Origin of the sequence: Limnobaculum allomyrinae, assembly GCF_016649425.1 — a bacterium.
In the GTDB taxonomy this organism is placed as follows: Bacteria; Pseudomonadota; Gammaproteobacteria; order Enterobacterales; family Enterobacteriaceae; genus Limnobaculum; species Limnobaculum allomyrinae.
Map to the genome: position 1 here is coordinate 54,651 of NZ_JADRCR010000003.1, position 24,616 is coordinate 79,266.

Consider the following 24,616-nt stretch of genomic DNA (forward strand, 5'->3'; position numbering starts at 1 on the left):
TGGGAAAAGTAATTTTTGTAATAAAATTACAAGCACTTTGATTGCATACCGAGACTATTATCACAAAAAAATAGAGTTTATGTAGTTTAGTTACATAGATATCCACACCGGTGATATGAAAAGTCATTATCTATGTAGATGTTTGAAGATAAAAAAAGCCCCAATGTTTATCACATTGGAGCCAGTTTAAGCAGTCAGTTATGACGCGTTCAGTGCGTGATTAGTGCGCTTCATCCCAGTTCATTCCAACCCCAACATCCACTTTCATTGGCACAGCGAGTTTTACACACTGCTCCATAAGCTGGCGGATGGTTTGTTCTGAAGCATCCAGCACCGACTCATGAACTTCAAACACCAGTTCATCGTGTACTTGCATGATCATCTTCACCAGTGGTTTGTCTTGCTGTTGCAGCCAGTTATCCACTTCTATCATGGCGGTTTTAATGATATCTGCCGCGGTACCCTGCATTGGTGCGTTTATGGCTGCCCGTTCTGCCCCTTTACGGCGCATACCATTGCTGGCTTTAATATCCGGCAGGTATAGGCGGCGACCAAACAGTGTCTCAACGTAGCCCTGTTCAGAAGCCTGTACGCGAGTGCGCTCCATATACTCCAGTACCCCCGGGTAACGCTCAAAATAGAGATCCATATAGCGTTGGGCTTCGCCCCGTTGGATCCCCAGCTGACGCGCCAGACCAAATGCGCTCATGCCGTAAATCAAACCAAAGTTAATGGCTTTCGCGCTTCGGCGCTGTTCACCGCTAACCTGCTCAAGTGGGGTTCCAAATACTTCTGCTGCCGTTGCCCGGTGAATATCTTTACCCTGTGCGAAAGCATCCAGTAGCCCTTTATCACCGGACAAATCAGCCATAATTCTCAGTTCAATTTGAGAATAGTCAGCCGCCATAATCCGGTAACCCTCTGGTGCAATAAATGCCTGACGAATACGACGCCCTTCTTCATTACGTACAGGAATGTTCTGCAGGTTAGGATCGCTGGAAGAGAGGCGCCCGGTTGCCGTCACCGCCTGATGATAAGAAGTGTGCACCCGACCAGAAACCGCATTCACCATAAGCGGCAGCTTATCGGTATAGGTTGTTTTCAGCTTGGCTAAACCACGATGTTCCAAAATCACTTTAGGCAGTGGGTAATCCAGCGCCAGCTCGGCCAGCACCTCTTCATTAGTAGAAGGTGCGCCACCCGGCGTTTTCTTCAGTATCGGCAATTTCTGCTTTTCATAGAAAATTGCCTGTAGCTGCTTGGTAGAAGAGAGATTAAACGGCTCACCTGCCAGCTCATGAGCTTGATCTTCCAGCTCTTTTAATCGTTGAGCTAATTCAGCCGAATGCTGATTTAAAATCTGAGCATCAATCAACACACCAGTACGTTCCATACGTGACAGAACCGGAACCAGTGGCATCTCAATCTTGCGGAAAACCCGCTCCAGACTCGGCTCTTGCTGTAGCTTAGGCCACATCGCCAGATGCAGCTGCAATGTCACATCGGCATCTTCAGCGGCGTAAGGCCCTGCGTGTTCAATGGCGAGCTGGTTAAACGTTAACTGATTTTTACCTTTTCCCGCCAGCTCATCAAAACTGATGGTTTTATGATTCAGGTAGCGGTTTGCCAGGCTATCCATATCGTGACGTCCGGCAACGCTGTCCAACACATATGACTCCAGCATGGTATCAAATTCAATACCGCGTAAATTAATGTCATAACGGGCCAGCATACTTTGGTCAAACTTCAGGTTCTGACCAATAATCAACGCCTTTTCACTTTCTAATAGCGGCTTCAGGGCTTTCAATACCTCTTCAGCATTCAGTTGATCCGGCGCGCCAATATAATCATGACCGAAAGGTACATAGGCTGCCTTACCCGCTTCAATAGCAAAAGAGACGCCTACCAGATTGGAACTCATATAATCCAGACCATCAGTCTCAGTATCAAAAGCGAACAGTTCAGCTTGCTCCAGCTGCTTTAACCAGCGATTAAAACTATCCCCGTCGAGGATAACTTCATAACCTTCCTGGGATAAGGTGGCGGAAACCTCCGGTGCGGCAGCCGCAGCCTGATAGGCAACCGGAGCCGGTTTACCTGCCACACTGCTCTTGTTACCGGCTTTCAGGGTGCCGGTACTTTCCAGCTCGGCCAGCCAGCGCTTAAACTCATAACGGGCAAACAGCTCACGTAACTCATCAACTTCAGGTTCACGCAGTGCCAGATCCTGCTCATTAACCTCCAGCTCCACATCGGTTTTAATGGTTGCCAGCTTATAAGAGAGGTAGGCAGCATCTTTATGCTGTTCCAGCTTTGCCGCCATGGTTTTCGCACCGCGAAAACTTAAATCAGCAATTTTATCCAGTTGGCTGTATAAGGTATCTAACCCGCCCAGCCCTTGCAGTAATGCCTGAGCCGTTTTTTCACCAACGCCGGGAACGCCAGGAATGTTATCGGAAGAGTCGCCCATTAATGCGAGAAAATCGATAATCAGCTCAGGTGGTACACCATATTTTTCGCATACCTCTTCAGGGCCGAGAATGGTGTTGTTCATGGTGTTAATCAGCGTAACTTGCGGCGTAACCAACTGCGCCATATCTTTATCACCGGTACTGATTAATACATCCCGCCCTTTTGCTGCGGCACTCAATGCCAGGGTACCGATAACATCATCCGCTTCTACACCAGGAATAACCAATAGTGGTATCCCCATCGCTTTTACCATTTGATGTAATGGTTCTATCTGGGCACGCAGGTCATCCGGCATAGGTGGGCGATGAGATTTATACTCAGCAAACAGTTCATCACGAAAGGTTTTTCCCTTGGCATCAAATACCACGACAATATGACTAGGCTGACATTGAACTATCAGACTACGTAACATATTCAGTACGCCATACATCGCACCGGTAGGAACCCCTTCACGGTTAGTTAGCGGTGGAAATGCGTGGAACGCACGGTAAAGATAAGAGGAGCCGTCAACAAGCACCAGTGGGTTTTCTGCAATCTTAGCCATAAAATGATTCTTTGCTGTTTGATTCATCAATAGTAGTAAGCATGCCATAGCTGAGGGCAAGAGACGAATAGCTTATTTAACTTTAGCGATACCGACGGGAAAAAAGTCTATCAATTTACCCATAAAATCTGTGGATAACTCGGTGGGTAAAAGTAAGTATATGTTATACAACAACGGGATAGACTCCGAAAAAGCAAAAATAAACATTAATAAATCAAAGAGATATATATAGAAGTCAAGTTTACATTCTGATTATGGCACGATCTTCAACTGTGGATATTTGGTTTATTAGTGATTCATATCTGTCAAGAGCTACGGTTCCCTTTTCTGATAATTAACCAATTTATTTTAGTAAAAAATGGGATAAAAGAGAGTTCCTCTGAATGTAACCTGACACATCAAAAGATCACGTTATAAAAACCGTTAAAACAACACATTCCTTCTGTCATTATTTTTGACAACAGCACCACTCACAGACCAAAAGGTCGGAATAGAATGTGTAATTTAAGCAGCTTCGGGCTCTCCGCAGATTTTGTTCATTCGCCAATTTATTAATATGGTAGCCTTACGTCCGTTATAGTTTCAGCCGAACTTATTGCAAAAATTTATTTTAGTTTTGGCTTTCTGTTAGAATTAGCCAAAATTTGAAGAATGATGAGTGTTCATTGTCTTGGATGCCAGTAGACCTGTAACGAAAAATCGACATGCCAAAACTGTTTGCCCCAATTATCTTTATCATCACAACAATATTAACCATCGTTTTTACCATGCTTTGTTCTGTCCCTATGGTAATCGCTGGCATATTGAAACTTTTACTACCGTTTAAGGTAGTCAGCCAAGGTGTATCCGCATTCTGTAATTTTATGATGTGGTGCTGGTGTGTATCTCTGGCTCTCATTTTAAAAATAACCAATCGAATCGAATGGGATATTGAGGGTGCAGAAGATCTCAGCAAACAAAACTGGTATCTGTTAATTAGTAACCATAAAAGCTGGACAGATATCGTTTCCCTTTGCGTCGTAATGCGTAACCGCATTCCAATGAATAAATACTTTCTCAAACAACAGCTGGCTTGGGTTCCTTTTATTGGTATTGCCTGCTGGGCGCTGGATATGCCATTTATGCGCCGTTACTCGCGGACTTATCTGATCAAACATCCTGAGAAGCGCGGTACAGACATCGAAACCACGCGCCGCTCCTGTGAAAAATTTCGCGACCATCCCACCACTATTGTTAACTTTGTGGAAGGTTCGCGTTTTACCGAACAAAAAAGAGAGTAGCTCAACTCCCCTTATCAAAACCTTCTACCACCAAAGTCAGCGGGTATTGCACTGGCACTCAACGTGCTGGGGGCACAGTTCGATCGTATTCTTAACGTCACCCTCTGTTATCCGGAAAACGAAGATAAACCATTTATTGATCTGTTGAGCGGCCAAATGAAACGTATTGTGATACGTATTGAAACTCTGCCGGTAGATGACAGTATTCGCGGTGACTACCTGAATGATAAGGTGTTTAAACGCCAGTTTCAGCAGTGGTTGCATGAGGTTTGGCAAAGAAAAGACTTGCTGCTGGGTCAATTAAAAGAGCAGTTTAGTAAGCCTCAACAATAACATCCCTTTTAATCATTTCTTAAAATCATAAAGGCCTGCATTTTTGCAGGCCTTTATCTTTCAAACAGCGGTCAAAAAGCGCTAATAATCACCAATATCCTAACCACTTCCACCATGCTCCACCGACGGTTATCCAAATGATCAGATTGACCACACTCAGGATAAATCCGGTTTTCCACCATTCGGTTAGCGTGACATAACCAGAACCAAAGATAATTGGAGCAGTGCCCGTGCCGTAATGGGTTAACGACATCATTAATGAAGAAGCGAAGGCAAGAATCAAACCCAGCAGCGCAGGTGGCGCACCAAGCGCCAAACCTGCGGCAAAGAAGGCGGCAAACATCGCGGTAATGTGTGCAGTAGTACTGGCAAAGAAGTAATGAGAATAGACATAAACCAGCGTTAACAAAATAGTACCGCCAATCCAGCCAATACCCAGATTATCAATGGCACCACCCACTGTCTGCGAAAGCCAGCTGATAAGGCCCAGTTTACCAAGGAAGGTCGCCATCATTACCAGCGCGGAGAACCATACAACGGTATCCCAGGCACCTTTATTTTTCAGCAAATCTTCCCAGCTCAGAACGCCGGTCATCAGCAAAATAGACAGGCCAATAAATGCAGCCGTGGTAGGATTGACGACCCAACCTTCCCCCAGGAAAAAGGCAGGAATGCCTGCCCACATCACCAGCAGCAAGCCAAATACCGCCAGAGTAATCTTCTCAGACAAAGATACCGGGCCTAACTCACGCAGTTTTTCTTTAGCAAAAACCGGAGCATTCGGCGTGCTTTTAATTTCTGGTGGATACAGCCAGTAAATCACCAGCGGTACCACAATCAATGAGACAATGGCAGGAATCAGTGCGGCAATGGCCCACATTCCCCAAGTGAACTCAATACTCGGATCCGTTCCCTTAATGATCAGAGCAACAATCAACGGGTTAGGTGCAGTCGCCGTAATAAACATCGCTGAGGTAATAGGGTTAATATTGTAGTTGACCAGAGAAAGGTAACGACCAATCTTCTCCGTTGATCCGGGTTCAGGCTTAGAGTTAAAACTGTCGGCAATAGAGCGCATAATCGGGTGAATAATGCCACCACCCCGAGCCGTATTACTTGGCGTGACGGGAGCCAGCGTAGTTTCGGCAATTGCCAGCGCATAGGCGATACCAAGCGTTCTTTTACCAAACAGAGAAATAAAGTAGTAACCGATACGTGCACCTAAACCGGTTTTATTCAAACTTTGCGAAACCATAATGGAAATACCAATCAGCCAGATAAGCTGATTCGAAAAACCACTTAACGCATCATTTAGCGCAGCACCTGGTTTTCCTGGATTAGTTACACCGGTCAATGCCACCAGCGCAATAGCCACGATAGAAAGAGCACCAATAGGCATCGCTTTGCCGATAATAGCGGCAATGGTTCCTACAAATAACGCCAGCAAGTGCCAGGCATTGGGCGTTACGCCTTCAGGCACGGGAATAACAAACCAAATAATCAGAGTAATCGCGATCGCAACAAGAGAAGGAACAGGTTTTAGCGGAGTCATTTTATCCATAATATTGTCCACTTATTCATATAGAGTGGGTATCTCAGAAAAAGAACTGAGACAAATTCAGGCAAAACAGCACCTTTGTCACATCATCAAATGACTTAATTTTGGGATCGAAGAACCGAGCGTTTTAATAAATAACGCTTTGATATCATGCAATACAAAATCATTTCATTTCACATAATTTAAACAAAACTTATCATACTGGTTTTATGCAACCAGAACAGACATATTGTTTAAAAAAGTCGGGTGACTACAAAGTTTTAACAATGGGGGATATCTGATTAACCAACAAACTGTTTCAGCAATATAAGCCAAAACAGCCTGTTAGTTATTGGTAAGTAAATTAACTGTGTAGCAGAGAGATATCCGCAACTTTCAGGAACTGCTCACGCAATTTGCTTAGTAATGTCAAACGGTTAACTCTGATAGCTTCATCATCAACCATTACCATGACTTTATCAAAGAAAGCATCAACGTATTCACGCAGATCCGCCAGTTCAACCAGCGCTTCCTGATAGCGCCCCTCTTCAAACAGTGGTTCCAACTTATCGCGCAATACTGCCAAATGCGTTGCCAGATGAATCTCTTCCGGCTCTTTGAGTATTGCTACGTTGGTTCTATCATGCAGCGTATCCGTAGCCTTAGACAGGATATTTGACACCCGCTTGTTGGCTTCTGCCAATGAAACCGCAGCATCCAATGAACGGAAATGCGACACGGCTTTAACCCGCGCATCAAAATCTGCCGGTTTAGTTGGACGACGAGCCAATACTGCCAGAATCACGTCAATGCTGTAGCCAACATCCAGATACCAGGCACGGAAGCGCCCCAGCATAAACTCAACCACATCATCGGTAACGTTAGTATTAGTCAGCTTATCACCGTATAAACGCACCGCTTCTTCGGTTAATGTCGCCAGATCTAACGGTAAATTCTTCTCAACGATAATCCGTAATACACCCAGCGCTGCACGACGTAATGCAAAGGGGTCTTTATCCCCTTTCGGGTTTTGACCGATGCCAAAAATACCCGCTAAGGTATCCATTTTATCGGCAATCGCTACTGCACAGGCAACCAGCGAATTAGGTAGCTCATCACCGGCAAAACGCGGCATATACTGCTCATTCAACGCAACTGCCACTTCTTCGTCTTCACCGTCAAAGCGGGCATAATGCATTCCCATCACGCCTTGCGTATCGGTAAATTCAAACACCATGTTGGTCATCAGGTCGCATTTGGACAGCAAACCTGCACGGGTCGCCTTGTTAACATCAGCGCCAATCTGGCTGGCAATCCAACCGGCCAGCGCCTGAATACGGTCAGTTTTGTCACGTACGGTACCAAGCTGTTGTTGGAACAGAACAGTTTCCAGACGTGGCAGACGATCTTCCAGACGATGCTTACGGTCAGTATTAAAGAAGAATTCCGCATCCGCCAGACGTGGGCGAACCACTTTCTCATTACCGGAGATTATCTGTTGCGGATCTTTGGATTCAATATTGGTCACGAAGATAAAGTTCGGCATTAAACGACCCTGATGATCATATACCGGGAAGTACTTTTGATCGCCTTTCATCGTATGCACTAAGGCTTCGGATGGTACTGCCAGGAACTTCTCTTCAAATTTAGCGGTTAACACCACTGGCCATTCCACCAGCGAAGTAACTTCTTCCAGCAGGCTCTCACTGATATCAGCTACACCGCCAAGTTTATCGGCAGCGGCTTCGGCATCACGCTTTATCAGTAGCTTACGGGTATCATAATCGGCGATCACTTTGCCGCGTTCGATCAGAATTTTTGGATACTGATCGGCGCTACCAATGGAGAACTCAGGTTCGCCCATAAAACGGTGACCGCGAATAATGCGATCGGATTTAATGCCCAAAATAGTTCCGTCAATCAGTTCACTACCGTACAGCATAGTTACGGTATGAACCGGGCGGATAAACTGGGTATCTTTATCACCCCAGCGCATCGGTTTAGGAATTGGCAATTTAGCCAGCGACTGGGCGACCAAATCGGCCAACAGCGCCTGCACTTGCTGGCCTTTAACCTGAGCGCGATACATCAGCCATTCGCCTTTGTCCGTAGTCAGTCGTTCAGCCTGTTCAACGGTGATACCGCAACCACGAGCCCAGCCCTCTGCGGCTTTGCTTGGTTTGCCTTCGGCATCAAACGCCTGAGAAATTGCCGGGCCGCGTTTTTCAACTTCACGATCGGGCTGTGAGGCCTGTAGTTCAATGACTTTCAGAGCCAGGCGGCGTGGAGCAGCGAACCACTCAACCGCGCCGTAGGACAAATTAGCGTTGTCCAGTTCCGCTTTAAAATTTGCAGCAAAAGATTCAGCAAGAGAGCGAAGCGCCTTCGGTGGCAACTCTTCCGTGCCGATTTCCACAAGGAAAGTTTGTTGAGTCATGGCGTTCTCTTAAACCTTATTCTTATTACACATAGGGAAACCTAATGCCTCGCGAGAAGCATAGTAAGCCTCAGCAACCGCTTTGGTCAGCGTACGGATACGCAGAATATAGCGTTGGCGCTCGGTCACAGAGATCGCTTTGCGGGCATCCAGCAGGTTAAAGCTATGGGCCGCTTTCAGAATGCGCTCGTAAGCCGGTAACGGCAGTGGAGTTTCTAATGCCAGTAACTTTTGAGCCTCTTTCTCATACTGTTCAAAACAGCTGAACAGGAAGTCAGTATCGGCATATTCAAAGTTATAGGTAGACTGCTCCACTTCGTTTTGATGATAGATGTCACCATAGGTAGTCTTACCGAAAGGGCCGTCACTCCAGACTAAATCGTAAACGCTGTCCACGCCCTGAATATACATCGCCAGACGCTCAAGCCCGTAGGTGATTTCACCCGTTACTGGCTTACACTCCAGACCACCGACCTGTTGGAAATAGGTAAACTGGGTCACTTCCATTCCGTTTAGCCATACTTCCCAACCAAGACCCCAGGCACCCAGCGTTGGGTTTTCCCAGTTATCTTCAACAAAACGAATATCGTGCACCGTCGGATCCACACCCAGCTCTTTCAGTGAGCCAAGATACAACTCCTGAATATTATCCGGAGAGGGTTTGATAATGACCTGAAACTGGTAGTAGTGCTGTAAGCGGTTCGGGTTTTCACCATAGCGACCATCCGTAGGACGGCGTGAAGGCTGCACATAAGCAGCGGCTATTGGCTCAGGCCCTAAAGCCCGCAGGCAGGTTATTGGATGTGACGTACCAGCACCGACTTCCATATCCAATGGTTGGACAATGGTGCAGCCCTGACGCGACCAATAATCCTGTAATGTTAGGATTAATCCCTGAAAGGTTTTATTATCGAACTTCTGCATGTTGGATCCGCGCGCGATAGAGTTTAATTAATGTAGCTGATAAGTATACCTATAGACGACCAGATGTGCAGCTCTAATCCATACCGGACACAGGATTTTGTTAAAAATCAGGGGAAATATATGCAACGTTGTAGCTGGGTCAATCAAGATCCACTTTACATTGAGTACCATGACAACGAATGGGGCAAGCCCGTTCGCAACAATCAAAAACTGTTTGAGAAAATTTGTCTGGAAGGACAACAAGCCGGACTTTCATGGATTACCGTATTGAAAAAACGTGAGGCTTACCGCCAATGCTTTCACCACTTTGATCCGGTAAAAGTTGCTGCCATGACGGAAAAAGACATTGATAAACTGATGGAAAACCCAGGACTCATTCGCCATCGCGGCAAACTGGAGGCCATCGTGCATAATGCCAAAGCTTATCTGGCCATGCAGGCTGCCGGAGAGGACTTCGCCACCTTTATCTGGTCGTTTGTAGATAATCATCCAATCCTCAACCATCTTTCGATGAAAAAACCTGAAGAATTCCCTGCTTCCACGCCGACTTCGGTCGCCATGGCAAAAGCACTAAAAAAGCGTGGTTTTAAATTTTTCGGTGCCACCACCTGTTATGCCTTTATGCAATCGATGGGGCTGGTTAACGACCATATGATTGAATGTTTCTGCCATCCGGACAACCACGCGTGATTCGTCACTATCAGCCACAGGATCTGGATGCGCTAATGGCGTTGTGGTTAGCCACCACCATTCATGCGCACCCTTTTGTTGAACAATCGTACTGGCAGGAAAGTGAGCCATTGGTTCGCAACGTTTATATTCCTGATGCAACCACCTGGGTCTATTGTGAACATGATGAAATCATTGGTTTTATCAGTGTGATGGAACAGCAGTTTATCGGAGCGCTGTTTGTTGATTTTAATCATCAGGGAAAAGGCATTGGTAAGGCGTTGATTGAGGCAGTTAAACATCATTACCCCAAACTGCTACTTGAGGTCTATCGGGAAAATACCCACGCACTTCAATTCTATCAGGCAATGGGTTTTCATATTGTCAGCGAACAACCTCACCCGGAAACAAAACAGATAACCTTAATCATGCAATGGCAAGCCCCCTTTATTGCTCCCTGATAACACGCTTTTAGCCTTACACAGGGTAAGTGCTGTTAGTGCGAACCCTGTGTAGCTACCGCACTTAATTACCCTTTTACTCATTATTAGCCTGCTATAATTGTAAAGATACGGGTCTGATAGCAGTGACAAAAAACGACGTCATCACCCCGTATAACGGCCTTTTTCGGTTGTTAAAGAAGTGTCCTGCAATTGAAAAATTTGCGTAAAGAAACTTCCTTTCCGCAAAAATTAGGCTTTAATCTGCTGTATCAGGATGTCGATTCAACGAGGTACAGGTTATGAAAAAGTTTATTGCAGCAGTTGTCGTAGTTACATCTATGCTGTCACTGGCAGGTTGTGCAAATCCGTATGGTGGAAGTAATCCCAATAACAATCAGGCAGCAAACGTAGGTGTTGGTGCAGGCGTTGGGGCCGTTGTCGGTGCAGGCATCGGTGCATTATCTTCCTCGCACAAAGATAATACTAAGGGAGCCCTGATTGGTGCTGCCGCAGGTGCTGCGGTTGGTGCTGCTTCCGGAGCCATTCTGGGCAATAGCTCAGGTCAGTAATTCTGTTTTAAGGTATATGTATGAAAAAGTTTATGATTGCCACGGTTATTGCACTTAGCGGTACATTAGCCGTTTCGGGTTGTACGACTAACCCTTATACCGGTGAATCACAAGTTGGCGATTCTGGCATTGGTGCAGGTATTGGCGCTGTTGTTGGCGCGGGTGTAGGTGCATTGTCATCATCCAAGAAAGACCGCGGTAAAGGTGCCCTGATTGGGGCTGCTGCCGGGGCTGCTCTGGGTGGTAGTGTTGGTTACTATATGGACGTTCAGGAAGCTAAACTGCGTGAGAAAATGGCAGGTACTGGCGTGAGCGTTACCCGTTCAGGCGATCAGATCATTCTGAATATGCCAAATAATGTTACTTTTGATACCAGCAGCAGTACGCTGAAGCCTGCAGGTGCTAATACTCTGACGGGTGTGGCAATGGTATTAAAAGAGTACAACAAAACCGCCGTGAATATTCTTGGCCACACCGACAGCACCGGTTCTCGTCAGTTAAACATGAATCTGTCTCAACAGCGTGCTGACAGCGTAGCCAGTTCGTTAATTACTCAGGGTGTTGCTGCTAACCGTATTCATACTCAGGGTGTTGGACCCGATCAACCGATCGCCTCTAACAGCACAGAGGCTGGTAAAGCACAGAACCGTCGCGTAACCATTACGTTAAGTCCATTGTGATTGGGGTTTGATGTTTTGTGAGAAACCGGCGCTGTGCGCCGGTTTTTTTATGGCGGGTAGATTGGTTAAATTGACTGATAAGAATGTTCCGGCCGTAAAAACGATGTTGCTCATATCACCTTAGTGCTCGACCGGAAAGCCGCCTTACTTAGCTTTTTAGACCTCTGGCTTTATGGTTAGATGCCAGAATATTTCCCCCGGCTATCCCTTGTTTATTCTCCACTGCTTTTAGCCATTCTGCTGTTGATGCGGCTGCGGCAAACCGGGAATGGAAAACGACACTGAATACCCGGTGGATCTCTTCAGCAGTTGCCTTTCCGGCCTGATTTTCGTAAGGAAGACTTCCTGTGGCGTCGGACAGAAACTCGACGCTAAATCCTGCATGACTGGCGTGGTAAATGGTGGAAGCGTCACAGTTATGCGTCATATAGCCGACAATAGTTAAGGTATTTATTTGTCGGTCTTTCAGCCAGGCCATAAGCGCTGTTTCGGCAAACGCATCGGGTAAGCGCTTCTCAATCAATAAATCGTGATGCTGACGCTGAATCTCCGGGTGCAACGCCCACCCTTTACTGCCTCTGGCGAACACCGGTGAGTTTTCCGCGGCGCTGTTTTGCACAACAACAATTGGAATACCCTCTTTTTTTGCCACCGCCATAGCCCGGATAATATTGTTTAACGATATCTCCACCGGTGGATATTCAATAGGTAATTCTCCAGTGAAATACTCGTTTTGCACATCAATAACGATCAATGCTCTTGTCGGCCTGTCCATCAATAGTTTCCTTATAGCCCGTTAACACTTCGGCTATTTTGCGGGCTTACTCACTTATCGGATAGTGACCTGAATGACAGATATCGATAGAATCAGGCCAATTATCTTTGCCTGACATTCAGGGAATATGCATGGAACCGCTGACCAACCCGACCACTATTGCCGTTGCCGCTTATCAGGGCATTAATCCGTTTCATCTCTCTATTCCCCATACGGTATTCAGTAATGTGCTGAATCAGGATGGCTCTCCTCGTTTTCGGGTCATCACCTGTGCACTGGAAGAGCAACAGATAGAAAGTTCGATGGGGTTTAGCATCACGACTCAATACGGTATTGAAGGCTTCCGGCAGGCAGATATCATCATTGTGCCATCCTGGCACCGCATTGATATTGCCCCTCCCGAAGAGTTTATTGATGTGCTGAAACAGGCTAATCGGCAGGGTGTAAAAATTGTCGGCTTATGTCTGGGAGCCTTTGTACTGGCTAAAGCCGGGCTATTAAATGGTAAGGCGGCAACCACCCACTGGAAATGGGCCAATGCTTTTAGCCTGCGTTATCCGGAAGTAGCGCTGCGCGCAGCGGAACTCTATATTGATGAAGGAAATATTCTGACCTCCGCCGGTATGGCCGCAGCGATTGATTGCTGCTTACATATGCTACGGCAGATTTGCGGAGCAGAAATCGCTAATCAGGTTGCCCGTCAAATGGTTGTTGCACCTCATCGTCAGGGAGGGCAGGCACAATTTATTGAAATTCCACTGCCGGTATCACGACAGGATGACCGTATCTCTCAGGTACTTAACTGGGCAGCGCAACATCCTGAACTACCGCACTCTATCGATTCACTGGCGCAAAAAGGTGCGTTAAGCCGTCGAACCTTTACCCGACATGTGCGGCAAACTACCGGTACCACGGTAATGCAATGGCTGTTGAATCAGCGCCTTGCTAAAGCACAACGAATGCTGGAATCCGGCAATCATTCTATGGAGAAGGTGGCGGCAGAATCCGGTTTTAATACCGTGGCGTCCCTGCGTCAGCACTTTACCAAAGCGTTGAACATTTCTCCCTCATCCTACCGGAAGCAGTTCAAAATAAAGGCAGAACAATCAGCCAGTAAATAAACCAAAAACCGGTCATGATTTATTTATCAGTTATGGTAATGTTTGGTCACTGACAATCTATCCCATCGCAGAGGACAGGACATGAAGCCATCGATCGTCTCCTATAAGAAACTGCCCGAAGATTTACAGGACAAACTGGAACAACGTTTTTCCGTTACCTCTTTTGACTCCATTACTAATGAAAATCGCGCCGACTTTATTAAAGCCCTGAGTAAAGCCGAAGGTATCATTGGAGCTAACGAAACTATCGATCGTAAATTACTGGAACAGGCACCGGTACTCAGAGCGGTTTCTACCATTTCTGCGGGTTTTGACAACTTTGACGTTGATGCCCTGACCGAAAGAAAGATTCCTTTGATGCATACGCCAGGGGCCCTGACCGAGACGGTGGCAGATACTATTATGGCGCTGGTGCTGACTACCGGTCGGCGCATCCTGAATGTAGCGGAACGAGTAAAAGCCGGAGAGTGGAAAGGCAGCGTAGGCGAGAGCTGGTTTGGTACCGATATTCATCATAAAACCATGGGAATCATCGGAATGGGTCGTATTGGTACCGCACTGGCTCAGCGGGCACATTTCGGTTTCGGTATGAAAATCGTTTATAACACCCGCAACCGCAATCCGGAGGCAGAAAACCGCTTCGATGCCATTCATATGGAATTAGATAAACTGCTGTCAGTAGCCGATTATGTCTGTCTGATATTGCCGTTGAATCCACAAACTCGTCACCTGATTAATGCAGAACGATTCGCACTGATGAAACCATCAGCCTTCTTTATTAATGCCGGACGTGGCCCGGTAGTGGATGAAGCAGCATTAATCGAAGCACTACAGCAAGGCACCATTGCCGGTGCGGGTCTGGATGTATTTGAAAAAGAGCCGCTGCCAAAGGACTCCCCGCTGCTATCGATGCCGAACGTGGTTGCAATTCCGCATATTGGTTCAGCCACTTTTGAGGCACGCTATGCCATGGCTGCCAGCGCCGTTGATAATTTAATTGCAGCCATGACGGACAGTATCGATGGCAACTGCGTTAATCCTCAGGTTATCCGCTAGCACACAAATCTGGCCCTGGTCTTACCGTGTCTGCATCAAATCACACATTTTTTTGATGTAGTCACGGTAAAAATGCAGTTTATTTATCAGCACAATCCCTCGGAATTAACCAAATAAACCTGTTGAATACCACATTCAATGGTCGCCTGAACCACACATTTCACCATGTGTGGTAATTACTACAGAACTTCAGATAAAAATCAGTCAAATACTCACCCGTTGCACCAGCTAAGGTCTGTCGGTATGGTTAATGGTTATCCCCTCAGCCCATAACATCAATGTATTAACATGACATTTTCATCTTTTGGTAAAAAATTTACCCGTTTTTCCGGCATTACCCAGTTAATGAGCGATTTAAACGATGGTTTACGCACTCCCGGGGCAATTATGCTTGGGGGCGGTAATCCTGCAAAAATCCCGGAAATGCAAGACTACTTTACTCAGCTTTGTGCCGATTTACTGGCAGAAGGAAAGCTCACCGAATCTATCTGTAACTATGATGGCCCGCAGGGGAAGAATACCTTTCTGACTGCACTGGCAGAGATGTTAAGCAAAGAGCTGGGCTGGCCGATTGAAGCGAAAAATATCGCTCTGACCAACGGTAGCCAAAGTGCTTTTTTCTATCTGTTTAATCTGTTCGCCGGCCACCAGCCCGATGGTCAGGTGAAGAAAGTTCTGTTTCCTCTGGCTCCGGAATATATCGGCTACGCCGATGTAGGGTTGGAAGAAGACCTTTTGGTCTCTTATAAACCGACCATCGAGCTGCTGCCCGAAGGCATGTTTAAATATCATGTGGATTTTGACCATCTGCATATTGGTGATGATATTGGCGCTATTTGCGTTTCTCGTCCAACTAACCCAACGGGTAACGTATTAACCGACGAAGAAGTGATGCGTCTGGATGCCATTGCGCATCAGAAAGGCATCCCGCTGATTATCGATAACGCCTACGGTGTTCCTTTTCCGGGTATTATCTTTAGTCAGGCCACGCCGCTATGGAATTTGAATACCATTCTGTGTATGAGCCTGTCCAAACTGGGTCTGCCAGGCACTCGCTGCGGAATTATTATCGCTAATGAAGAAACCATTCAGGCCATGGGCAATATGAATGGCATTATTAGCCTGGCACCGGGCAGCATCGGCCCGGCACTGGCTTTAGAGATGATAGAACGCGGTGATTTACTCCGTCTTTCAGAGCAGGTAATCCGTCCCTTCTATCAACAGCGCGTAGAGCAAACGCTGGCGATTATTCGCCGTTATATCCCGGCAGAACGCTGTCTGATCCATAAACCTGAAGGTGCCATCTTCCTGTGGTTATGGTTCAAGGATTTACCTGTCAGCAGTCAAACCCTGTATCAACGGTTAAAAGCCCGCGGTGTACTGATGGTGCCCGGTCATTACTTCTTCTCTGGTCTGGAGCAGGAGTGGCCTCATACCCAGCAATGTATGCGGATGAACTATGTGCCGGAGCCCGAGTTAATAGAGAAGGGAATTATTGTTTTAGCGGAAGAGATTGAGAGAGCACATAAGGAAGGATAAATCCGCCCTTTGAAAGATATATAATTCAGTTTCTCTTATTCGCCATTTTGTAAAATAGAAGGGCAACGCTCACTGGGTGTTGCCCTTGACCTTTTCATGGAGCACTGGAATTCAGCCGACAACTGAAAGAGGGTAGCACGCCAAACATGAATGTTTGGCGTGCTACCCCGGACAAAATTGCAGGAGCAACTTTGAACAGCACAACGTGCTGGCCCCGTAGGGATGAGGCGAATAAACCGAATCAGCGCCGGTGCGTAAACCCGAATGAAGGCGGAGGGAAGTCGCCACAACGCGGTATACCGCGTTGAACAGCGCTTGCGCTGGCCCGCAAGGGTGAATACATCATTTCATGATGTATTCATAGCGCGACCTGAATTCCGGTGCGAAGGCGCGGGGGTGCAGGGGCGTTCGCCCTTAACGCCCCCTGCTCGGCCACTTGCACTGCCGCCAATTTGAACACCGCACTACTAGTGGACGAAACCTGCTCAATACTATTATTTTTCAGCAACTATTATTGCTGATGCTCAATCACACCCGGCTTACCAATAGTAATCCGCTGTGCCTGTAACGCTTCCGGTACTCTGCGTTCAATATCGATATGCAGCAGCCCCAGTTCGAATTTGGCTTCAGTGACAATCATGTGGTCTGCCAGAGTAAAGCTCAGTTCAAACGCCTTACAGGACAATCCCTGATGCAGATACTGAACCTCTTTTTCTATTTGGGTTGGGTTGCCTTTTACCGTCAGACGCTGGCCTTCTGATTCTATTTCCAGATTTTCCTGTTTAAATCCGGCTAAGGCTAATGTGATGCGATAGTGGTTATCGTCACTTTTCTCAATATTGTAAGGAGGGAAACCGGAATCCGCATTACCCTGCATGCTGCTGGCCAATTTGTCGAATCCGATCCACTGACGAAATAACGGTGATAAATCATAATTACGCATAATATAACTCCTTCTTTGAAGCGAGTAAGGTCTGCCCCCATTACGGCAGGCAAAATAACGTTTATGGCGCTTAGCGCCTCAAAATTCGATTACTTAATTTCGATACGGCGTGGCTTTGAAGCCTCAGGAATAACCCGTGCCAGTTCGATATACAGCAAACCATTTTCTAAATGAGCGCCTTCAACCTGAATATGTTCAGCCAGTTGGAATTTGCGTTCAAAATTGCGTTCGGCAATGCCCTGATAAAGGTAAGTTTTTGCTGGTTCCTGGCTCTGTTTGGCACCACGTACGACTAACAGATTGGGCTGAGCGGTAATCTCCAGTTCACTTTCAGCGAACCCGGCGACCGCAATAGCAATACGGTAATGGTGTTCATCAACCAACTCAACATTATAGGGAGGGTAGCCGCCATTGCTTTGGCTCTGGCCTGACTCAAGGGTATTCAGCATCCGGTCAAAACCGATGGCAGAACGATACAGTGGGGAAAGATCAAAATTACGCATAAAACACGCCTCCTAAATAAATCAGCGAGGTTGAATAACATCATCTTCCTTTAAGGACAGATGAACTTCCAGCGATCAGCAACCCTATTGGCATTGCTTTATCGATCACACTTAACAAAATGGAGGCATAAATTCATTTTTCAACGGCAAAACTCCATTTCTAAGCTAAATTTTATATCGACACTCGATTATCTGGCGTTACTTATTCAAATTTAGATAGTTGAGTGCTATAACGTTGCTCTTCAACCCAATATCATTAACTGTCAGAACGTATGATGCGTTTTGTGGATAGCAAACAATGATGACTACTGTTAAAGGTTTTTTACTGCCCATTTGTGTCAGTACAACCATGTTTGCACTTTCTGGTTGCTCCAGCCTGATGGCTCACGTGGCGCCTTATGAACGGTATTATCCGGGCACTGCTCATGATATTGATATGATTGGTGACGACAATCATGGATGGCTGATGCGCAGCCTGTTGATTGTCGATCTGCCCTTCTCTGCGATGTTAGATACCGTTTTGCTGCCTTATGACCTCTATCGTGCCAGCGATACCGAAGGGCGATCTTCGCCACGAAAAACGATTTCAGATTCAGATAAAGAGAAGCAAAACAAAGGACTGATGAAGGGTTCTGGCTATACGCCACCCCCACAAGAAAAATCTAGCGATAAGAAGTAATACGGGCAATCAATTCTGCATCAGCAACAAAAAGCTGACTATCGGTTAAACCGTCGATCTTTTGACGCATCATTTCACAAGCCTGCCCCACTAGCGTCTTTTCGTCCTGCCTCATCGACCAGATATTATTGGGCAAAAAGCTCAGCATGACGTGTTCGTCGAAGGTACCAATATTAATCCGGCTGGGGATATAGCCATAGCGCTCACGTAATACGCTTAGCCCTCCTTCCAGAATCGGTAATGAAGAGGAGATAAAGTTCACCGGAAACTCACCGTGCTGTTCAATAAACTGATTCATCATCAGCTCACCATCTTCAACCCGGTTATGGTCAGCATAAGAGAGCAGCGATTTCTCCTGAGAAAAACCTGACTCATCGCTGGCTCTGACATACCCTTTCAAACGTTCAGCAATAGTAGGCAGCCCGGCATCACCCACAAAGAAATGAATAGGCTGTTGAATTTTATCCAACATGGCACGAGTCAGGCGATAACCACTTTTACAGTTATCGGTAATAACACAGGACGCCCCTTTAATACCAAAATCCCGATCGAGAAAAATCAGCGGTTTATTGCGGTGTTTAACGTGATGAGCCTGACTTTTGGCATCAACTGAAACAATAAAAATACCGTCTACATTGCGTTCTTCCAGCGATTTCACCAGTTTGTTTTCATATTTGGGGTCGCCATAAGTACAACAGATCATTAATTGATAGCCAGCTTCCCGGCAGCGAATTTCCAGTAACTCCGCCAGTGCAGAAAAGAAGGGGTTTGATAAACGCGGAATGACTAAACCGAAAGTTTCAGTCTTGTTCAGTTTAAGGCTACGTGCAGTATGGTTAACGGTATAGCCATGTAATTCAACATATTGAGCTATTTTTTCCTGCGTTTTTACGCTGATGCGATACTGTTCAGCCTTACCATTCAATACTAAACGAACCGTAGTAATGGATAAGTTTAAATCATTCGCAATCTGCTCTACCGTTTTAGCCATGACGTCTCGTTGGTTCCATTAACTGATTAAACATGGTGAATACTGATAGTGCAGGATATGGCAAATTTTCTGCTACCGCACGCCATATCCTGCGGGTATCACAATCTTATCCCCGACGAACTTTCATCAGTGATTTGATTTTAGGTCCAAATACAGGCAAAAGTAATGTTAGTACTGCAATAGCCAAAAATGTTGCGCATATCGGACGAGTCAGTAACACCATCGGATCGCCTTCCGACATCATCAGTGCCCGACGCAGGTTAGATTCTGCCATTGGGCCAAGAATAATACCAATGACGATTGGCGACATAGAAAAATCCAGCTTAATCAAAATATAAGCTAAGAATCCAGCGCCCATCATAACGAATACATCGGTCATACTGTGGTTAACCGAGTAGGCACCCACAGAACACAGCATCAGAATAATCGGCACCAGCACGCGGCGCGGAATATCCATCACTTTAGCGAACAGGCGCATGCCCATAAAACCCATGATGCCCATAAATACGTTGGCAGCAAATAAACCGATAAAGATGGAATTTACTTCAACCGGATGATCGGTAAATAGCTGAGGGCCTAACGCCAGCCCCTGCACCATAAAAGCTCCCATAATGATGGCTGTCGCCCCATCGCCAGGAATACCCAGCGTCATTAATGGAACCATCGCACCCCCCGCTACCGAGTTAGCACCAGCCTCCGGAGCAGATACCCCTTCAGGAGAACCATGGCCAAACTCTTCCGGATGCTTAGACCAGCGTTTTGCTTCGTTATAAGCGATAAAAGAAGCGATATCACCACCCACACCAGGCACTGCGCCAATGCCGGTACCAATGACCGAAGAACGAACATAGGTAGGTAACACACGTTTAAAATCGAGCCAGGTTGGTAAGATACGCGTGATATTAGCCCGAATAATCTTTACCTGTCCGGCAATACGCTCACGGTAATCCTCTTCAAAACTTAGCAATCCCTGAGAAAAAGCAAACAGCCCAACCAGCACCGGTATAAACGAAACGCCACCCATTAAGTAGATAGAGTCAAAAGTAAAACGCATTCCACTGGTCATCGGATCCAGGCCAATGGTGGCAATAAACAAACCAATTCCACCACCAATCAATCCTTTAATAATCGAGTTAGATGACACGCTGGTGATAATACTGATACCAAATACCGCCAGAGCAAAATACTCTGCCGCAGAGAAACCGGTGGCTACTTTTGCCAGCAGAGGTGCAATCAGCACTAATGCGATGGTACTAAACAGGCCGCCAAACATGGAGCCCATGGTAGATAATCCCAGCGCCCGACCAGCTTCCCCTTTTTTAGCCATAGGGTATCCATCCAGCACGGTCGCAGCGGAAGCAGGCGTACCCGGCGTACTAATCAAAATAGCCGTAATTGAGCCGCCATATACCGCACCACAATAGACCCCCAACAGTAAAAGGATCCCGGTCATACCCTGAAAGGAATAGGTCAGCGGCAGCAGTAAAGCGATGCCCATGTTGACGGTTAATCCCGGCAGCGCACCGATAATAATGCCGGCCAACACCCCCAACAGAATCATTGATACCGTTTCAAGGCTGAATACGATAAACAGGGCTTCTAAAACTTCATTCATAGCGATCCCTTTATCCTTTTATTCTAAGAATTCAGATACAGGCAGAGGGGAATTAAAAATCAGGGTGAATGAGACATAGATAGTGGCCACAATCACCACTGAAATCAGCGCTAAAAACCACGCCCGTCGCTCACCCATCATCCACATCACCACCGGGCTTAACAGCAGCGAAGCCACAATAAAACCGGTATAGTTAAGCAATACGCCATACAGCACCATTACGATCGCCAGTACATAGGCTCTACGCACCGGCAGAGAGGTCAGATCAACCGAAACACCGGCAGTTTTTGCACGCTGAACGGCCACTTCAATCCACTGTAAAACGCCTAATCCAATAAATAACCAGGCCAGACCATAGGGCCAGAAACGCTCTCCGGGCACGCCGTATTGATCAAACATGCTCATATCCCGGGAGAGATACATAATTACGCCCCCCAGAAGAACCGAGAGTAAACCGACAAGAATATTCAATTTCCGCATGACATCGTCTCCCTCCTGCCGGCGAACCGACAGGAGATACCTCTATTTATTTTTTCATGGTTTCGTCTATCAGCGTTTTATACATCTCATCATCTTCTTTCATCATGTTGTAAGCATCATCACCGGCAATCACTACTGGCATAATGCCCTGTTTCTTCAACGCTTCCTGATAGGCCGGTGTTTTCACTACTTCAGTAAAAGTATCCACCAGTTCTTGTTTCACGTTATCCGGTACTTTAGCGGTCGTTGCCAGCACCGCCCAGGCGCGCATTTTGACGTTAACATCCAGACCTAACGCCTCTTTAAAGGTCGGTACATCCGGGAACAGTTCAAAACGTTTTTCGTCCATCACACCCAGCACTTTCAGAATACCGGCATCAACCTGAGATTTTACCGAGCCCGGCGTAGTTAATACTGAATCGATGTGACCACCCACTAACGCAGCAATAGAGGGGCCGGTGCCTTCGTTATAAGGAATATGGTTAAACTTCACATCCATAGTTTTTTCCATATTCACCGCCGCCAAATGGTAAATCGCCCCCATACCGGAGTTACCCACTTTTAACTTACCCGGATTGGCTTTTGCTGCATCAATAAACTCTTGCAGCGTGTTATAAGGCGATTTGGCATTGACCACCACCGCAACCGGATCGGCAATCGTTGTCACTAACGGCGTAAAATCTTTATAAGTCACCGGTGATTTGCCTTGATGTGGGAACATCGCCAGTTCAACGGTGGTCATCACCAGCTTATAGCCATCTGGCTTAGCTTTTGCCACTTCAATCAGCCCGGTCAGGCCGTTACCGGCGGGCTTATTCACCGGAACAAACATGGTTCCTTTAGGCATACGGTCACGGGCAAACTCAATCACGGTACGGGCTGAAGTATCAGTACCACCACCAGGATTTTTAGGAATAACCACTTCAATGTTCTTGGTAGGGTAAGTTAGCGTTTGCTCCGCCTGAACCATCCCGAAGGGCAGCATTAGCGCGAGCAGAGGAAGCAGATTTTTTTTCATGAGGGCACTCCATTATTATCATTATCAGACGTTATTTTTTGGTACACGATGTTCTTACGATTCCATGTGTAGGTCACATGGAGTGTTTCACCATTGGCGATAATCGCCGGGTAGGAAAATTCTCCTTCACCATTTTCCAGATCTAACGGAATCGACCAGGTTTTGCCGTTATCCTGCGATACATTGATTGATATGGGATAGCGACGATTCCAGTTGCCTTCGATAGGGTTATAAGCCAGCACCAGACTGCCATTTCCCAGTCTTACTACATCAATACCACTGTTATTATTTGGCAGTTCTGTTTCATAGGCCGGACACCAGCTACGGCCATAATCCATTGAATCACTGCGGTAAATGCGCCCACGGGAACTGCGCATCATGGCATGTACCAGGCCGGGAGCGGACTCCCATAACGTTGGCTGAATCACGCCATCCCATTCAAATACGCGTTGCAGATCGGTTTCCCACAGCGCGTCATCTTTTAAACCTTGCCAAATATCACGCTCATTTGCAGATACCGGATGAATATGAGCAATCGGGATGTCCACGCGCTGCCAGCATTCACCCAAATCGGCGGAGATATCAACAAAAGCATCCCAGTAGCGATCGTTCTCGATAGAGGAAGGAGCCAGCCACTCACCATTGGACATCACCAACAGCTTGTTTTTAACCGGGCCACGAGGCAGCGGGTCTCCTGGCACTAACTCCTGAGGTTGACTCCAGCTATAACCACCGTCTCCGGATGTAACATAGCGGGTTATCCAGTGATGTACATCCGGCCCCACTTTATAGAACAACCATAGCGTGCCGCACTGGTAGTGCAAAACCGGATTCCAGTGTGCCAGACCATCCTGAGCAATGGCTCTTTGAGCCGGCTGCCATTCGCCTCTGACGCAACGAGATAGCCAAATTGCCGTATCACCGCTGGCCTCTTTTTGTCCGGCAAAGTAGGCTACCAGCAGTTGATCGCTGTCTGGTAGCACCACTAATGTTGATGCATGACAGTTATTAAAAAGCTGATGATTCACATCCAGTAAAAACTGCGAAGATTGCTTAATAAAATGCATCTTATGATTTTTCCTTATAGCTCTAAATAACCGCGAATATCCTGTCCCAACCGCACCATGCCATTAATGGCCTCCGGATAGAATGTTTGCAGATATCCACTGCTATCCCGCACCCGGCAGGCAATAGTATGGAAATTTCCAATGGATTGTTGAAAATTTTTCGCACAAACCGGGTAATCCAGATTCTCAACTAATGCTGCGGTAGAGAGATAATCAGATAACTTGCGAGCCTTTTCCGGCTCGGCCTGCCAATTCTCATACAGCCAGACATACAGGTCAGGATGAAAGTTAGCCATAACACCGCTAAAGGCCTGACACCCCGCCTGAAAAGAGGCCAGCAGCGTTTGGCTATTGGCATTCGCCAGATGTAGGCGGCTGCCTTTGGCCAGTTCAAGGCGACGTTTAATCATGGTCAAATCGCAGCAGGTATCCTTAATGAAGGTGTAACGACCACTTTGAGCACACCAGGCCACCGTCTCTTCCGACAGCAGGCGTTTATATGGGTAAGGGCATTCATAAATTCCCAGATCTACCGATACCGGCACCTGAGCGGTTAAACGCTGTAAGGTTTCCAGTGCCTTATCGTTGCTTTCGCCCGCCAGCGCCAGACGGTTGCTGATCATTATCACCCCATCAACACCGGTTTCAGACATACTGATTAGCTGTTCACTCTGATGGCTAAATGCATTTGCCGTATGACCGGATGCCACGACAGGTAGCCGACCATCAACTTTTTCTACGATAAAACGCACCAGTTTTCTGGCTTCTTCGTCGCTTAAAAAGAACATTTCACTCGACTGACAATCGGCAAATAACCCGTGAACACCGGCAGCCAGATACCACTCAATCAGCTTTTCCAGTGACGGCCAGTCGATCTCTTTACGTTCATCAAAGGGCGTTAGCATCACAGGCCAAACGCCGCTATATTTTTGTTGGTTCAC

The 24,616-nt window shown here is 46.7% G+C and carries 21 protein-coding genes and 1 pseudogene; 9 read left to right on the plus strand and 13 right to left on the minus strand.

All coding sequences use genetic code 11. The features are described from left to right. Nucleotides 1-220 precede the first annotated feature (220 nt). Entirely contained in the window at nt 221-3,016 is a 2,796-nt protein-coding gene (polA, locus tag I2494_RS07955; protein ID WP_218467549.1) for a DNA polymerase I, read from the minus strand. Nucleotides 3,017-3,720: 704 nt separating this feature from the next. Here polA and I2494_RS07960 point away from each other — a divergent pair. Further along, nucleotides 3,721-4,629 (plus strand): annotated as a pseudogene (locus tag I2494_RS07960) (acyltransferase). Between the two features lie 88 nt (nt 4,630-4,717). On the opposite strand, the gene I2494_RS07965 reads toward I2494_RS07960, so the two are convergent. The 3 genes from I2494_RS07965 to glyQ all read right to left on the minus strand — a co-directional run bounded on the left by I2494_RS07965 (nt 4,718) and on the right by glyQ (nt 9,527). Further along, complete coding sequence (locus I2494_RS07965; RefSeq protein ID WP_130589995.1) at nt 4,718-6,190, minus strand: DASS family sodium-coupled anion symporter; 1,473 nt, start codon at nt 6,188-6,190, stop codon at nt 4,718-4,720. A 340-nt stretch (nt 6,191-6,530) separates the two neighbouring features. Continuing rightward, a complete protein-coding gene (glyS, locus tag I2494_RS07970; protein ID WP_218467550.1) occupies nt 6,531-8,603 on the minus strand; it encodes a glycine--tRNA ligase subunit beta in 2,073 nt (690 codons plus the stop codon). A gap of 9 nt (nt 8,604-8,612) precedes the next feature. Then, nucleotides 8,613-9,527: a glycine--tRNA ligase subunit alpha gene (gene glyQ / locus I2494_RS07975; RefSeq protein WP_218467551.1), complete on the minus strand. Its 915-nt coding sequence runs from the start codon at nt 9,525-9,527 to the stop codon at nt 8,613-8,615. Between the two features lie 120 nt (nt 9,528-9,647). Here glyQ and I2494_RS07980 point away from each other — a divergent pair, with 120 nt between their 5' ends. From I2494_RS07980 to I2494_RS07995, 4 genes are all read left to right on the plus strand, one after another. Next, nucleotides 9,648-10,217: a DNA-3-methyladenine glycosylase I gene (locus tag I2494_RS07980; RefSeq protein ID WP_218467552.1), complete on the plus strand. Its 570-nt coding sequence runs from the start codon at nt 9,648-9,650 to the stop codon at nt 10,215-10,217. Beyond that, nucleotides 10,214-10,657, plus strand: a complete 444-nt coding sequence (locus I2494_RS07985) for an N-acetyltransferase (protein WP_218467553.1) — start codon at nt 10,214-10,216, stop codon at nt 10,655-10,657. Before I2494_RS07980 ends, I2494_RS07985 begins: the two co-directional genes overlap by 4 nt. A gap of 281 nt (nt 10,658-10,938) precedes the next feature. Continuing rightward, nucleotides 10,939-11,208 (plus strand): glycine zipper 2TM domain-containing protein, encoded by a 270-nt coding sequence (locus I2494_RS07990; protein WP_218467554.1) that lies wholly within the window; start codon nt 10,939-10,941, stop codon nt 11,206-11,208. 20 nt (nt 11,209-11,228) lie between these two features. Next, nucleotides 11,229-11,888, plus strand: coding sequence for an OmpA family lipoprotein (locus I2494_RS07995; RefSeq protein ID WP_218467555.1), 660 nt, complete (start codon nt 11,229-11,231; stop codon nt 11,886-11,888). 148 nt (nt 11,889-12,036) lie between these two features. Here I2494_RS07995 and I2494_RS08000 read toward each other — a convergent pair whose 3' ends face one another. Next, nucleotides 12,037-12,663: a cysteine hydrolase family protein gene (locus tag I2494_RS08000; RefSeq protein ID WP_218467556.1), complete on the minus strand. Its 627-nt coding sequence runs from the start codon at nt 12,661-12,663 to the stop codon at nt 12,037-12,039. Between the two features lie 131 nt (nt 12,664-12,794). Here I2494_RS08000 and I2494_RS08005 point away from each other — a divergent pair, with 131 nt between their 5' ends. The 3 genes from I2494_RS08005 to I2494_RS08015 all read left to right on the plus strand — a co-directional run bounded on the left by I2494_RS08005 (nt 12,795) and on the right by I2494_RS08015 (nt 16,379). Then, entirely contained in the window at nt 12,795-13,784 is a 990-nt protein-coding gene (locus tag I2494_RS08005; RefSeq protein ID WP_218467557.1) for a GlxA family transcriptional regulator, read from the plus strand. Between the two features lie 81 nt (nt 13,785-13,865). Beyond that, a complete protein-coding gene (gene ghrB, locus I2494_RS08010) occupies nt 13,866-14,840 on the plus strand; it encodes a glyoxylate/hydroxypyruvate reductase GhrB (RefSeq protein ID WP_218467558.1) in 975 nt (324 codons plus the stop codon). 288 nt (nt 14,841-15,128) lie between these two features. Continuing rightward, nucleotides 15,129-16,379: a valine--pyruvate transaminase gene (locus I2494_RS08015; protein ID WP_218467559.1), complete on the plus strand. Its 1,251-nt coding sequence runs from the start codon at nt 15,129-15,131 to the stop codon at nt 16,377-16,379. Nucleotides 16,380-16,890: 511 nt separating this feature from the next. Here I2494_RS08015 and ibpB read toward each other — a convergent pair. Together ibpB and ibpA are read right to left on the minus strand one after the other, a co-directional pair. Further along, nucleotides 16,891-17,322, minus strand: coding sequence for a small heat shock chaperone IbpB (gene ibpB / locus I2494_RS08020; RefSeq protein ID WP_218467560.1), 432 nt, complete (start codon nt 17,320-17,322; stop codon nt 16,891-16,893). An 89-nt stretch (nt 17,323-17,411) separates the two neighbouring features. Beyond that, the gene (ibpA, locus tag I2494_RS08025) at nt 17,412-17,825 is read right to left on the minus strand and encodes a small heat shock chaperone IbpA (protein ID WP_130589984.1); all 414 of its coding nucleotides are present in this window, start codon (nt 17,823-17,825) and stop codon (nt 17,412-17,414) included. A gap of 298 nt (nt 17,826-18,123) precedes the next feature. Between ibpA and I2494_RS08030 the strand changes: the two genes are divergently transcribed. Then, the gene (locus tag I2494_RS08030; RefSeq protein WP_228350884.1) at nt 18,124-18,504 is read left to right on the plus strand and encodes a YceK/YidQ family lipoprotein; all 381 of its coding nucleotides are present in this window, start codon (nt 18,124-18,126) and stop codon (nt 18,502-18,504) included. Here the strand turns inward: I2494_RS08030 and I2494_RS08035 are convergent. The 6 genes from I2494_RS08035 to I2494_RS08060 all read right to left on the minus strand — a co-directional run bounded on the left by I2494_RS08035 (nt 18,488) and on the right by I2494_RS08060 (nt 24,616). After that, entirely contained in the window at nt 18,488-19,495 is a 1,008-nt protein-coding gene (locus I2494_RS08035) for a LacI family DNA-binding transcriptional regulator (protein WP_218467561.1), read from the minus strand. The two genes, I2494_RS08030 and I2494_RS08035, sit on opposite strands and share 17 nt — an antisense overlap. A gap of 106 nt (nt 19,496-19,601) precedes the next feature. Further along, nucleotides 19,602-21,110, minus strand: a complete 1,509-nt coding sequence (locus I2494_RS08040; RefSeq protein WP_130589982.1) for a tripartite tricarboxylate transporter permease — start codon at nt 21,108-21,110, stop codon at nt 19,602-19,604. A gap of 18 nt (nt 21,111-21,128) precedes the next feature. Then, on the minus strand, nt 21,129-21,590 hold the full coding sequence (locus I2494_RS08045) for a tripartite tricarboxylate transporter TctB family protein (RefSeq protein ID WP_218467562.1): 462 nt from the start codon (nt 21,588-21,590) through the stop codon (nt 21,129-21,131). Nucleotides 21,591-21,636: 46 nt separating this feature from the next. Further along, nucleotides 21,637-22,608 carry a tripartite tricarboxylate transporter substrate binding protein gene (locus tag I2494_RS08050; protein ID WP_218467563.1) on the minus strand — a complete coding sequence of 324 codons (972 nt, stop codon included), beginning with the start codon at nt 22,606-22,608 and terminating at the stop codon, nt 21,637-21,639. Beyond that, a complete protein-coding gene (locus tag I2494_RS08055) occupies nt 22,605-23,675 on the minus strand; it encodes a sialidase family protein (protein ID WP_218467564.1) in 1,071 nt (356 codons plus the stop codon). Before I2494_RS08055 ends, I2494_RS08050 begins: the two co-directional genes overlap by 4 nt. 14 nt (nt 23,676-23,689) lie before the next feature. Next, complete coding sequence (locus I2494_RS08060; RefSeq protein WP_228350885.1) at nt 23,690-24,616, minus strand: dihydrodipicolinate synthase family protein; 927 nt, start codon at nt 24,614-24,616, stop codon at nt 23,690-23,692.

Excerpts from the sequence above, each read along its gene's own strand:
- polA (WP_218467549.1), bottom strand. The coding sequence starts at position 3,016 with ATGGCTAAGATTGCAGAAAACCCACTGGTGCTTGTTGACGGCTCCTCT.
- I2494_RS07965 (WP_130589995.1), bottom strand. The coding sequence starts at position 6,190 with ATGGATAAAATGACTCCGCTAAAACCTGTTCCTTCTCTTGTTGCGATC.
- glyS (WP_218467550.1), bottom strand. The coding sequence starts at position 8,603 with ATGACTCAACAAACTTTCCTTGTGGAAATCGGCACGGAAGAGTTGCCA.
- glyQ (WP_218467551.1), bottom strand. The coding sequence starts at position 9,527 with ATGCAGAAGTTCGATAATAAAACCTTTCAGGGATTAATCCTAACATTA.
- I2494_RS07980 (WP_218467552.1), top strand. The coding sequence starts at position 9,648 with ATGCAACGTTGTAGCTGGGTCAATCAAGATCCACTTTACATTGAGTAC.
- I2494_RS07990 (WP_218467554.1), top strand. The coding sequence starts at position 10,939 with ATGAAAAAGTTTATTGCAGCAGTTGTCGTAGTTACATCTATGCTGTCA.
- I2494_RS07995 (WP_218467555.1), top strand. The coding sequence starts at position 11,229 with ATGAAAAAGTTTATGATTGCCACGGTTATTGCACTTAGCGGTACATTA.
- I2494_RS08000 (WP_218467556.1), bottom strand. The coding sequence starts at position 12,663 with ATGGACAGGCCGACAAGAGCATTGATCGTTATTGATGTGCAAAACGAG.
- I2494_RS08005 (WP_218467557.1), top strand. The coding sequence starts at position 12,795 with ATGGAACCGCTGACCAACCCGACCACTATTGCCGTTGCCGCTTATCAG.
- ghrB (WP_218467558.1), top strand. The coding sequence starts at position 13,866 with ATGAAGCCATCGATCGTCTCCTATAAGAAACTGCCCGAAGATTTACAG.
- I2494_RS08015 (WP_218467559.1), top strand. The coding sequence starts at position 15,129 with ATGACATTTTCATCTTTTGGTAAAAAATTTACCCGTTTTTCCGGCATT.
- ibpB (WP_218467560.1), bottom strand. The coding sequence starts at position 17,322 with ATGCGTAATTATGATTTATCACCGTTATTTCGTCAGTGGATCGGATTC.
- ibpA (WP_130589984.1), bottom strand. The coding sequence starts at position 17,825 with ATGCGTAATTTTGATCTTTCCCCACTGTATCGTTCTGCCATCGGTTTT.
- I2494_RS08030 (WP_228350884.1), top strand. The coding sequence starts at position 18,124 with ATGATGACTACTGTTAAAGGTTTTTTACTGCCCATTTGTGTCAGTACA.
- I2494_RS08035 (WP_218467561.1), bottom strand. The coding sequence starts at position 19,495 with ATGGCTAAAACGGTAGAGCAGATTGCGAATGATTTAAACTTATCCATT.
- I2494_RS08040 (WP_130589982.1), bottom strand. The coding sequence starts at position 21,110 with ATGAATGAAGTTTTAGAAGCCCTGTTTATCGTATTCAGCCTTGAAACG.
- I2494_RS08045 (WP_218467562.1), bottom strand. The coding sequence starts at position 21,590 with ATGCGGAAATTGAATATTCTTGTCGGTTTACTCTCGGTTCTTCTGGGG.
- I2494_RS08050 (WP_218467563.1), bottom strand. The coding sequence starts at position 22,608 with ATGAAAAAAAATCTGCTTCCTCTGCTCGCGCTAATGCTGCCCTTCGGG.
- I2494_RS08055 (WP_218467564.1), bottom strand. The coding sequence starts at position 23,675 with ATGCATTTTATTAAGCAATCTTCGCAGTTTTTACTGGATGTGAATCAT.